The organism is Gemmatimonadota bacterium (assembly GCA_040388625.1).
In the GTDB taxonomy this organism is placed as follows: domain Bacteria; phylum Gemmatimonadota; class Gemmatimonadetes; order Gemmatimonadales; family Gemmatimonadaceae; genus Fen-1247.
Map to the genome: position 1 here is coordinate 125241 of JAZKBK010000005.1, position 12091 is coordinate 137331.

Consider the following 12091-nt stretch of genomic DNA (forward strand, 5'->3'; position numbering starts at 1 on the left):
CTATGAGAATCACACGCCTGGTACTTATGCTTACGGCCGCGATGACGGCCATGGTTGCGCCGCAGGCTGCGATGAGCCAATCATCATACCTGTTCGTGTGGGCCGGCGGAAGCGGACCTGGCGCGAGCGACTTCATGGCGACGATCGACGCGAATCCTACATCTCGAAGTTACGGGCGCGTGGTCGCAACTGTTCCGACCGGCACTATCGGCATGCCGCATCATACCGAGCAGGAGCTGGGCCCGAACGGCCATCTGCTCGCGAACGACTTTACTGCGGGACGCACGTGGCTGTTCGATCTGCACGATCCGCTCAAGCCGCGGATAATAACATCGTTCGGTGATGTGGCGGGATTCAGTCATCCTCATACCTACAGCAGGCTTGCGAACGGGCACGTGCTGACGACGTTTCAGTATCGCGCCGACGCGAACACGGCAAAGGAGATGAGAGGTCATGCGAGCGGTATGGCCAGCATGAACAATTCTCAACCGAACGTGACTGGTGGACTCGTGGAGATGGATGAGCGAGGCCATCCCATCATGTCGGCAAGTGCCGTCGATCCGTCGATCAGGGATCACTTCATCTATCCGTACAGCGTCCTTCCGATTCCCAGCATCGATCGCGCCGTATCGACGACTACCGACATGAACCTCGGTGACACGGTGGCCACGTCGCAGTGGGTACAGATCTGGCGGCTGTCCGATCTCAAACTGCTGCGCAGCATTGCACTGCCGCCTGGCTCCGGTGCACACACCAAGGCTAACGAGTTCTCGGGCGAGCCGAGGCTTCTGGCTGACGGCAGGAGCGTTTACATCCACACGTTCAATTGCGGGTTGTATCTGCTCCGGGATGTGTCGCGTTCGACGCCCGTTGCAACGCTCGTGCATACGTTCGACGGAACTGAGTGTGGAGTGCCGATTCTCACCTCGCACTACTGGATCCAGACAGTACCGGCGGATCACGGCCTCGTCACACTCGATGTAAGTGATCCGGAGCATCCGCGCGAAGTATCGCGAGTAATGGTTGGCAACGATGAGCAGCCGCACTGGATCGCGATCGATCACACTGGCAGAAGAATCGTGTTGAATTCAGGCGGGAAGGGAAACCGGCTGTTCATCATCAACTTCGATCCCGCGAACGGGCACGTGTCAGTCGACAGCGCGTTTCGCGATCCGGGAAGCACCAAGCCGGGAATCAGTCTCGCCGGCGCGAACTGGCCGCGTGGCTTCAAGGGGAACATAGTGCCACACGGAGCGGTGTTTTCGCGATAGCGTCACGATCACGTCGTACGGTATCCGACGGGAATCATTGACGGACCGGGACGTCACCCGACGTACAACCTTCCGAGCCATTCCTCTGTCCAAGTGAAAAGGCACCGATTCATCGTCGGCATGTCGCAACTTGGAAACAATCATGGCCCGCTTGAATATGAGACATCCGCTTGCATCTTCTATAGTTGTCGCACTTATCTGTGGGACCGGCCTTGGCGCGCAGGTCGCCCGCCCTGTCGCTGTAATCAATCTGGAACCCTATCAGGACAATCCCGACTTCCTGACGGTGCGCGCGAGCGTGAGCGGTCAGACTCGAACGTTTGCTTTCGACTCAGGCGAAGGCGTGTCGATGATCAGCCCCGAACTTGCGCAGGCCATCGGATGCAAGCCGTGGGGGCAGGTCACGGGTTTCCGCATGAACGGTGAGCGGATCGACGCTCCGCACTGTGACGGCATCACATTCGATGTTTCCGGTCAGCACTTTGCGGCGCCGAGTGTAATCGTGTTCGACCTGATGAAATTCTTCAAGCCGGGCCAGCCGCGCCTCGATGGGTCGCTAGGCTTCGATCTGTTCGCGGGGCGCGCGATTACCTTCGCATTCTCCGGCCGGTCCATCGTCGTGGAGAGTCCGGCGAGTCTTGCAGCACGCATCGCGAGTGGAACGGAAGTACCGATTCGCATCGTACGTGACGCCGAGGGTCTCGCGCTCACTGTCGATATCGGCGTGCCGACCCCGGAGGGAATGGCATGGATGGAGCTGGACTCGGGCGGCGGCAATTCGATCATAATCGGAAAGCACATCGCGTCGTTGTTCAAACTGGATCCGGAATCGAAAGCCATGCAGCAGGTGAGCTTCACCCTTGCCGGAAAGATCCCGGTGATAGCACCAGCTCGGGTAATGGATCACATGATCATGGATGGAAATGTCAACGTGCCGTTTCTCAGTAAATGGGACGTGACGCTCGATCTTGCGACTGGACGCGCGTGGGTCGCGCCAGCCGATCACGCCACGCACTAGTCCCGGGCGGCCGCCAACAGATCTGCTCGCATCATCGCCCCTGCGTAAGGTCGCCGGACGCTCGTGGCGCCGTTGGCTTTCCGGTCAGCAGATTGCGGATTGCGCGCCAGACCGTACGAACGAGCAACAAGACGAGTACGAGCAATATCAGCGCAGCCGCAAGTGCGATTATCGGATGTTGCCACACCGTGTAACTCATCGTTGCAACGACCCCGAGCTCAGCGACGTTGACGATTCCATTGCTGACTGGCTCCGGCGATGTGTCGACTGCGGTGCGCAGACCGAGCTTGGCAAGATTGGTGGTCAGGCCGAGTCCGCCGCCAAGTAATCCTGCGAGGGCGATGATCGCCGGATCGGCGTGCCAGGCAGTGGCAATCGCGAGTGCCGCTGCGGCCGGCGTGCGGATCAGCGTGTGCGTTGCTTCCCATGCGGACGCGACTCCGGGGATCAATGTCGCTAGAAACTCGACGATCGCCAGAACCAGCGCGACTCCGATGATTATCGGGTTGGCGAGTGTGGACAGCAGGCCTGGCAGGGGGCCGATCCAGCCGAAGCGCTCCCCGATCCCCACGAGGACGACGGTGGCGTAGAGGCTGATTCCGGAAGCGTACGCGATCCCGAGCGACTCGGCCAGCGTAATCAGAGAATCCATGCGAGTGTTGGGCAGGTAGGATTCGAGGTTCCGACGAGCGCGCCTATCTGTCGGAATGTATCATACCTTTCGCGAGCACGCGTGGCGGGCCTGGCCTGGCCAGCGGCTACCCGCCCCGAGCCAATGACCGAGAGATGCCAAGTGACGGATGAAAATGACGTCGCGGAGTTCTACACCAGGCGAATAGCGACTCTGCGTGCATCGCACGACGTCGCCGCGCGGCAATGGCGTCGTCTTGCCAATCTGCGGCTGGTCGTATTCGTCTTTGCCGCGGCGTCGGTATGGTGGCTCGTCGACGCAGGGCTCGCGTTGCGCTCGATGCCCGCGGCCGCCACGATCATCACGATCGTGCTGTTCTGGTATCTGGTCAGGCGCAGCTCGCGCTCGAGGGTCCGGGTGACGCGTCTGGCCGATCTCGTACTGATCAATGAAGAAGCGGTGCATCGCGTTGGGAGAGAATGGTCCCTGCTCGAACAACGTCCATGGGCCGACGTTCCAGTCTCGCATCCGTATGCGTACGATCTCGACGTGTTCGGATCGGCGTCGCTCGCTCAGCTGTTCCCGGGAGTGAGCGCCGCGCCGGGACGTACGACGCTCGCGTCATGGTTGTTGGCCCCCGCGTCGGTGGGCGATTTACGGAGGCGCCAGAAAGCCGTAGCTGAATTGAAGAACAGGATCGAGTGGCGGGACGAGCTGGTGCTTCATACGCGACGAATAACGACCGGCCCCGACCGGCTGCATGCGTTTGTCGAGTGGGCGAATCACGAAGATTGGGCTGCTGACAATGGCTGGGTCTTCGTGGCGGCGGTCGCGCTCCCGGTCGCGCTGGTACTCCTGGCTGTGGCGCAAGCGGTGGGAATCATTTCCGGCGCATACTGGCTTATCCCGATCGCGCTCGGCGGCGCCCTTACGGCGCGGTTCAAGAAACCTCTGCGGGTGGCGCTCGGTCAGGTTCAGGGTCAGCGCAACATGTTGAAGGGATACGCGACTGTCACTCAGTTGGTGGCGACGGAGTCATTCGAGTGCGATGCACTGCGGGACATTCAACGCGATCTCACTGGCGATGCAAACGCGGCGGGCCAGATGCGCGCGCTCGAACGACTGGCAGATTGCGCGGATGTGAAATTATCGCCGATGCTTCATTTTGCCGTGCAGGGGCTCTTACTGTGGGATTTTCACGTAGCGTATCTGTTGACGAGATGGAAGCGTGATACCGGGAAGCACATCGGTGGCTGGCTCGGGGCAATCGGCGTGGTCGAGAGTCTCGCGGCGCTTGCCACGCTTGCGCACGACAATCCCGATTGGGCGTTTCCGATTATTGACGCGCGTGATCCCGTAATCGTATCGGCGATTGCGCTCGGCCATCCCCTGCTGCCAGCGTCGATCAGGGTCGCCAATGATGTAACGGTCGGACCGGAACGAACACTGTTGTTCGTAACCGGCTCGAACATGGCGGGGAAAAGTACGCTCTTGCGTGCCATCGGGTTGAACGTCGTTCTCGCGCAAGCGGGATCGGTGGTCTGTGCCGAAGCAATGACGTGTCCACCAGTGTTGCTCCATACCAGCATGCGCGTGCAGGACTCGCTCGCGCGCGGCGTGTCGTACTTCATGGCGGAGCTGGAGCGGCTCAAGCTGATAGTGGACGCGGCCGAGGCGGTGAAGGAATCGCATCAACGGAAGTTGATGTATCTGCTGGACGAGATCCTGCACGGGACCAATTCCGCGGAGCGTCTGATTGCTGCGCGGCACGTGCTGGTGCGGCTCATGGATCTCGGCGCGATTGGAGCAGTGACGACGCACGATCTTCAACTTGCAGACGCCAGCGTGCTGGAGCACGCAGCGCAGCACGTTCACTTTCAGGAAGTGTTCTCGCGCAGCGCGGATGGTCGTGCAACGATGTACTTCGATTACAAGTTGAGGCCGGGGAAGGCAACATCGAGCAACGCGTTGAAGTTGCTGGAGCTGGTAGGGCTAACGACGGAAGGGGTGATTTCATAGGCGGTTGCGTTGCATCCGCGGACCACGAATTCCAATTATGCGTAACCGGATCGGACGGCGACATCACGGGTTCTTCCGAATACGTTTTACACGTAAATGGATCGCGCGCGGGTTTATCGGCGTTCATCCGATTCCCATTGCGCGTAAATAGACCAGGCGCGGATAAATCCCGTGAACATCGACGTTCGGTTGCATCCATGGGGGCCAGGCGCGGATAAATCCGCGCCCTACGCGGGACCACCAATGCGGTGCGGCATTGTGCGTACGTGGCGCAAGGATGGATCCGATCGGGATCCGCTATTCACCACATGATTTACTCATGCCAAAATTTCACTCGCGCACCCATCCGCGCTGGAAATCATACGACTATACGCGATCCGGTGTGTATTTTGTTACGACGATAATCCATGATCGCCGGCCTATCCTGGGCATTGCGACGCAACGTGGAATCGTACTGACAAGTGCTGGACGTATCGTCGATCAGTGCTGGCGGATGGTCTCAGACCAGTTTAAGGGTGTGGTGATCGATCAATTCGTGGTAATGCCGGATCATGTGCACGCGATTGTCGTGCTACTCTCCACACCAGATCGAACGCTCAACCTGAGCGACGTAATTGGCTGGACGAAAGGCCGTGCGGCACGCGAAATCAGTGCCCAGCCATCGCCACCTGCCGGCCCGATATGGCAACGCAGTTTTCACGATCGTATTGTTCGCAACGCCGAAGCCCTAGCACGAATTCGCAATTATGTGGCCGCCAACCCGGCGCGCGCGTGGAACGAAGCCCGGGCGTTGCGGCCGCGTCGAATTGGTGGTCCCGCGTAGGGCGCGGATTTATCCGCGCCTGGCCCCCATGGATGCAACCGAACGTCGATGTTCACGGGATTTATCCGCGCCTGGTCTATTTACGCGCAATGGGAATCGGATGAACGCCGATAAATCCGCGCGCGATCCGTTCATGTGATCGGAATTGGATAAACGTCGCGTCAATATGACCGTCGATGCACCCGGTCCTTAAAGCGTGGTCGTAACGGGATGATGTTCCATTGGACACCCGGTCACCAACGGTACACGTTTGGTCGGCGTAGATACGACGTAACCACTATACCTGCGCTGTCGCGCACAGGGGACCCAATGTCGCTCATCGCCCGGATCACGACCTGTGCGGCCGTACTGGTGGCCGCCGTTCCAGCCGCAACTCCTGCTGGTGCACAGGGAGTGGCGTCATCGCAAGGTTATCAGGAACCACCCGAATCCATCCGTCGCATTCTGGACGCGCCACCCGCGGCAACGGGGAGTGTCAGTCCCGACGGCAAGTGGATCGTGATCGCGGCGCGCGAGCCGGCCGTCACGACCATTGCCGACATGGCGGAGCCGACGCTGTATCTGGCGGGGCGCCGGTTTCATCCGGTCGCGAGCTATAGAGTGGACACCGTGGGAATTCGCTCGATGCGCCTCAAGCCGGTTACGGGGAGCGCGGCAAAACCGGTTCCAGTGCCGGCCGGTGGACGGATCGCGCAGTATTCGTGGAGTCCCGATGGTCACATGATCGCGTACACGACCGTGGACAGGTCGTTTGGGATGGGCATCAAGCTGTTTCCAGTATCCACCGCAACGGAGATATCGGTGTCGGCCGCGGGTCTGCACGGCAAACTCGGTGCGCCGTCGTGGTCGAACGACGGAAAGTACGTCGCATTGACGGAAGCAACGCGCAATGGGACGGCGCTCTGGATGGTGAACGTTGCAGCGCACACGGCGAAGCGCATAACGCCATACACAATCAACACGGTTACCGGTGGGTGCGACTGGCTGTCGAAGGCGCCGCAGCTGGTTTGTCTCATGAACGTGCCGGGACGTGGTGCGCCACCACCCGACGGCCAGACACCGGCTGGGCCGATAGTACAGGAATCGTACGGGCGCGCAGCACCAGTGCGCACTATCGAGTACCTGCTCAAGAACCAGCACGATGAAGTGCTGTTCGATTACTACTTCACCAATCAGATCACCATAGTCGCGCCGGACGGTGCGAGCAGAAATGTCGGCAAACCGGGAATTCACACCCGCGCCGATGCGTCGCCGGACGCCAGGTGGCTGCTCGTGCGCACGGTGCATCGGCCCTACTCGTATCAGGTCGCGCTGAATGATTTTCCGGAGCGCATCGAGGTGTGGTCGCTGGACGGGAAGGTTGCGCGTACAGTCACTGACAGACCGCTCACGGATAATGTCTCCAGTGCACGCGACGCCGTCGCCGCTGGAATACGCGTTGCGTCGTGGCGGCCGGACGTGCCTGCCACCGTGTTTACGGTCGAGGCGCTGGACGGCGGTGATCCGCGCAAGCAGATCGACAGGCACGACCGCGTGAGTCTCATATCTGCTCCGTTCACGAGTGCGCCACAGCCATTCATGGATCTCGAGATGCGTTATCGCGGGATCACCTGGATGTATCCCGATCTGGCGCTCGTGAACGAAGGTACGTCGCGTACGGCGAAGCTGCGCACGTGGGCGGTGAATCCATCCTCTCCTGCTTCAGCACGCGTACTGTTCGATCGGAGCTCGGAGGATCGTTACGGTGATCCGGGCAGGTTTGTAATGGTGTACGACGCCGCGAGCGATCGGCTGGTGCCGCTTCGTAGCGCGGACGGTCACACGATGTACCTCACGGGTGATGGCGCGTCGGCTGAGGGCGACCGTCCATTCCTGGATGCGATCGATATGCAGAACGGCAGCAAGCGTCGCATCTGGCAGAACTCGGGCGACCATTACGAATTCGTTGCATCGCTGACGGATCCGGCTGCCAGGAGCTTCGTCACCAGGCGCGAGTCACCGACCGAGCCGCCGAATTTCTTCCGGCGTGAAGTGGGGAGTGATGTTGCCACGAAGCTCACGGAGCTGGCCGATCCGGCACCGGCGTTCGCCGGCGTCACCGGAAAACTCATCACGTACACGCGAGCGGATGGCGTCAAGCTCTCGGCGACGATGTATCTACCCGCTGGCTACACGCCGTCACAGGGTCGGCTTCCGTTCTTCTTCTGGGCGTATCCACGCGAGTTTCTCTCCGCGGCGGCCGCTTCGGAAGTGCGCGGATCGCCGTACGAGTTCAAACGGCCGTCATTGCCGCGCGATCGTCAACTGCTGCTGCTCGCGGCAGGTTATGGAGTTCTGGATGGGCCATCGATGCCGATCGTTGCGAAGAACGGCAAGGAACCGAACGACAGCTATGTCGAGCAACTCGTGGCCAGCGCGAAGGCGGCGATCGACGCGATAGATTCGCTTGGTGTTGGTGATCGCAATCGCGTCGCAGTGGGCGGTCACTCGTATGGCGCATTCATGACGGCGAATCTGCTGGCACATTCGACACTGTTCCGTGCCGGAGTCGCCGAGAGCGGTGCGTACAACAGGACGCTCACTCCGTTCGGATTCCAGGCGGAGCCGCGTACGTTCTGGCAGGCAGAAGACATTTACAGTACGATGTCGCCCTTCTATTACGCAGACAAGATCAAGACGCCGATTCTGTTGATTCACGGCGTGAATGACGACAACGACGGAACGTTCCCCATCCAGTCGGAGAGAATGTTCGCCGCGATCAAGGGAAACGGCGGCACCGTGCGATACGTGCAGCTGCCACTGGAGCCACATGGATACACTGCGCGCGAAAGTCTGCGGCACGTGATGTGGGAGACGGTTACCTGGCTGGACAGGTACGTCAAGAATCCGACGGAAAAGACCAACTAGCAGCAACTCGAGAAATGCGCCCGTTGCGATATCGGTCGGAATCGCAACGGGCGCATTTCTCGTTTCCGCCACCTGTAGGGGATTCCCCTATCGACTTTCCAGTTTCTCCCGACTGAACGCGTGAGCGCCGGCTGGTAGGTTGCGGAGAACATCATCCGAAACCCACCGGACGGATACCGTGAGCAGATCGAGCATCGATATCGAAACCATGGAAGACGCTGTTGACGCAGTGGCGTCGCGGCGTGAGTCGCGACGTTCGTTTCTTCGCAACGGCGCAGTTGCCGCGGTTGCGGGAACGCTGCTGAGCGCATGCAAGCCTGCCGCCGCCTCCGAAGGCGCGCCGAAAACAGTGGCGAGGGCGACTCCGCCAGTATCACCTCCAGTCGCGTTCGGTGTCGACGACGTGAGTGCTGCGTCGATTGCCGCTGCCGACGCGATGGACAGGATGCACGAGGCCGGCATCAAGGCGTTCCCGGCCGCGAGCAAGGGGAGAGGGAATCAGCTCCTCGCACCACGCATCGAGCGCGGGGTGAAGGTGTTCGACCTCACTGCAAGGAGAATGCAGTGGGAAACCGAGCCGGGAAAGGCTACGGAGGCGTGGGCTTACAACGGAATGGTTCCTGGTCCAATGATGCGCGTTCGCGCAGGCGACCGCGTCAGGGTCAACATCAAAAACGAATTGCCGGAGTCTACATCGATCCACTTTCACGGTGTGGAGCTCGCAAATTCCCAGGATGGAGTGCCGTTCATAACGCAACCTCCGATCAAGCCAGGGCAGAGTTACACGTACGACTTCATACCGCCGAATCACGGCTCGCACATGTATCACTCGCACCACAACTCCACCAAACAGGTCAGCCTCGGCCTGCTCGGGGCATTCATCGTGGAGCCCAAGGACAGCTCGGAAGAGCCGCACGCGGACGTCGATCACGTGCTGATTCTGAACGACGGGCTGAACGGCTTTACCATCAACGGCAAGGGGTTTCCGGCTACCGAGCCGATCGTCGCCAAGCTCGGGCAGACGGTGCGGATCCGCTTCATGAACGAGGGGATGATGATCCACCCGATGCACCTGCATGGCATGCACATGACGGTGATAGCCAAGGACGGGTGGGCCCAGCCGCAGCCATGGAAATGCGACACCCTCAACGTGGCTCCGGGCGAGCGCTGGGACGTGCTGGTGAAGTGCAACAACCCCGGCACCTGGGCGTTCCACTGTCACATTCTGCCTCATGCGGAGTCGGAGCACGGAATGTTCGGAATGGTGACGGCGCTGATTGTGAAGTAACTGGCGGAAGGCGATCGGCAGGTAGTGATCTTCGTTGGTCGTGGTAGCTTTATAGCCATGACCAACGACAGTCAGGCCAGCGGGGACGGTACCCCTCCAGTCATTCCGGCCCCACCGTCCGGGTCACAATCGCGGCCACCGTCGGCCGGCATGTACGAGAGGATTGTGGAGGTCGCGGCGGATGCAATTGTGACGATCAACGAGGCACAGGAGATAGTGCACTTCAACCGCGGCGCGGAGCAGATTTTCGGATATCGGAGGGACGAGGTGCTGGGCACCAACCTGAACGCACTGTTGCCGCCGCAGTTCCGCGCGACCCATGCCGCATACGTAGTCGCATTCGGCGAATCCACTGAGACGGCCAGACTCATGGGTCATCGCCGTGAAGTGTTCGGCCTCAGGAAAGACGGAACGGAGTTTCCAGCCGAAGCATCGATTCTCAAGCTGGATGCGCCGGATGGCCGCCGGCTGTATACCGCTCTGGTGCGCGACGTGACCGATCGCAGGCAGATGGACGCGCACCAGCGGTTTCTCGCTGAGGTCGGTATCGCGCTCAGTCGCTCGCTCGACTACGAGGCCACAATCGCATCCGTGGTGCGCCTTCCCGTGCCGATGCTTGCAGATGCCTGTATCATCGAGGTGATCGACGAGTCGGGGGAGATTCGTCGTGCAACGCACGGGAGAGCCGACCTGTTGAGTGGAGCGGCATCTTCCGATGCAACAAGGCAGGAATTACCACTCATTGCGCGCGACCAGGCGGTGGGTGTGTTGACATTCCTGAAAGCCGGCACGCCGCGTAGCAACGACCGGGGTGAGGCGATCATCGCAGGTAACTTTGCCGCGCGTGCCGCGCTCGCGATCGACAACGCGCGACTGTATCAGCATGCGCAACGCGCAACGGCCGCCAGGGACGAGATACTGGGAGTCGTATCACACGACCTCAGGAATCCACTGAGCGCGATCGCGATGTGCTCGCGAGTGCTCGTGGACACACCGCCTTCCGATCCCGTGGCGCGACGCGATCTGGCGAAGACCATATACGAATCGACAACGTGGATGTCGCGCATGATTCAGGATCTGCTCGATGTGTCCGCGATTGAAGCGGGGGTCCTGTCGGTAATCCGCGACACCGAGGACATCGGCCAGATCGTGACGCGGGCCGCGGGACTCTTCACGCGGAGAGCGGCCGACAGCGGTGTCGCACTCGTAGTCACGCTGGAGGAACCGCTGGCGCGAGTGTCCGTAGACGCCGAGCGAATGGCACAGGCGATAGCGAACCTCATAGGGAACGCGGTGAAGTTCACCCCCTCGGGCGGACGTGTCTCAGTCGAGGCGTGCGCGCGGGGCGAAACCCTGGAGGTTGTCGTGGCGGACACGGGACGCGGAATCGCCGAAACGGACATCCCATTCATTTTCGATCGCTTCTGGCATACGCGCGGCTCCGCTGCGGGAACGGGGTTGGGGTTGGCGATCGCGAAGGGAATCGTCGAAGCTCACGGTGGAACCATTGCTGTTGCAAGCAAGATCGGAGAAGGCAGTCGTTTCATGGTCAGTCTGCCGCGAACGGGTGCTACTGACTGACCGGGATGAAAGTTGCAGGGTATCCAGTACAAACTCACCAGCAGCAGGAGGTTGCCATGAAGAACCAGCCTGATCCCAGGAACGACACCGGAGCATCGGACGCGGACGTTCCCCGGTTTCGCGAGCTCGACCGCGGTGAGATAGAGGAGATCCTTGCTCGCAACAACGTCGGGAGAATCGCATTCTCACTTCATGATCGCGTGGACATAGAGCCGATCAACTACGTGTTCGATGCCGGCTGGATATTCGGTCGTACGAGTCATGGTACAAAACTCGCGACGATCGCGCACCATCCCTGGGTTGCGTTCGAGGTGGACGAGGTCCACAGCCTCTTCCATTGGTCGAGTGTGGTGGTCAAGGGCGCATTCTATCTGATAGATGCGGACACATCGATACGACAGGATCCCGCTTTCAATCGCGGCGTCGAGTTGCTTCGGGCGCTCATACCTCAAACACTGACGGCCAACGATCCAACGCCGTTCCGCAATTCGGTGTTTCGCATTCACCTGGACGAGGTGACAGGCCGCGCGGCGAATGGATAGCGCTCTCGGGT

The 12091-nt window shown here is 60.5% G+C and carries 9 protein-coding genes; 8 read left to right on the top strand and 1 reads right to left on the bottom strand.

From position 1 onward, the window contains the following. The first annotated feature begins 71 nt into the window (after window positions 1-71). Both V4529_12390 and V4529_12395 read left to right on the top strand, forming a co-directional pair. Window positions 72-1271: a hypothetical protein gene (locus V4529_12390; GenBank protein MES2359122.1), complete on the top strand. Its 1200-nt coding sequence runs from the start codon at window positions 72-74 to the stop codon at window positions 1269-1271. 142 nt (window positions 1272-1413) lie between these two features. After that, window positions 1414-2289, top strand: a complete 876-nt coding sequence (locus V4529_12395; GenBank protein MES2359123.1) for an aspartyl protease family protein — start codon at window positions 1414-1416, stop codon at window positions 2287-2289. A gap of 31 nt (window positions 2290-2320) precedes the next feature. On the opposite strand, the gene V4529_12400 is transcribed toward V4529_12395, so the two are convergent. Continuing rightward, complete coding sequence (locus V4529_12400) at window positions 2321-2941, bottom strand: DUF4126 domain-containing protein (protein MES2359124.1); 621 nt, start codon at window positions 2939-2941, stop codon at window positions 2321-2323. Window positions 2942-3082: 141 nt separating this feature from the next. Here V4529_12400 and V4529_12405 point away from each other — a divergent pair, with 141 nt between their 5' ends. From V4529_12405 to V4529_12430, 6 genes are all read left to right on the top strand, one after another. After that, the gene (locus tag V4529_12405) at window positions 3083-4939 is read left to right on the top strand and encodes a hypothetical protein (protein ID MES2359125.1); all 1857 of its coding nucleotides are present in this window, start codon (window positions 3083-3085) and stop codon (window positions 4937-4939) included. 277 nt (window positions 4940-5216) lie between these two features. Further along, the gene (locus V4529_12410; protein ID MES2359126.1) at window positions 5217-5762 is read left to right on the top strand and encodes a transposase; all 546 of its coding nucleotides are present in this window, start codon (window positions 5217-5219) and stop codon (window positions 5760-5762) included. 309 nt (window positions 5763-6071) lie between these two features. Beyond that, complete coding sequence (locus V4529_12415; GenBank protein MES2359127.1) at window positions 6072-8669, top strand: prolyl oligopeptidase family serine peptidase; 2598 nt, start codon at window positions 6072-6074, stop codon at window positions 8667-8669. Window positions 8670-8847: 178 nt separating this feature from the next. After that, on the top strand, window positions 8848-9957 hold the full coding sequence (locus V4529_12420) for a multicopper oxidase domain-containing protein (protein MES2359128.1): 1110 nt from the start codon (window positions 8848-8850) through the stop codon (window positions 9955-9957). 57 nt (window positions 9958-10014) lie between these two features. Next, entirely contained in the window at window positions 10015-11538 is a 1524-nt protein-coding gene (locus V4529_12425; protein ID MES2359129.1) for an ATP-binding protein, read from the top strand. Window positions 11539-11594: 56 nt separating this feature from the next. After that, on the top strand, window positions 11595-12080 hold the full coding sequence (locus V4529_12430) for a pyridoxamine 5'-phosphate oxidase family protein (GenBank protein ID MES2359130.1): 486 nt from the start codon (window positions 11595-11597) through the stop codon (window positions 12078-12080). Window positions 12081-12091 lie beyond the last annotated feature (11 nt).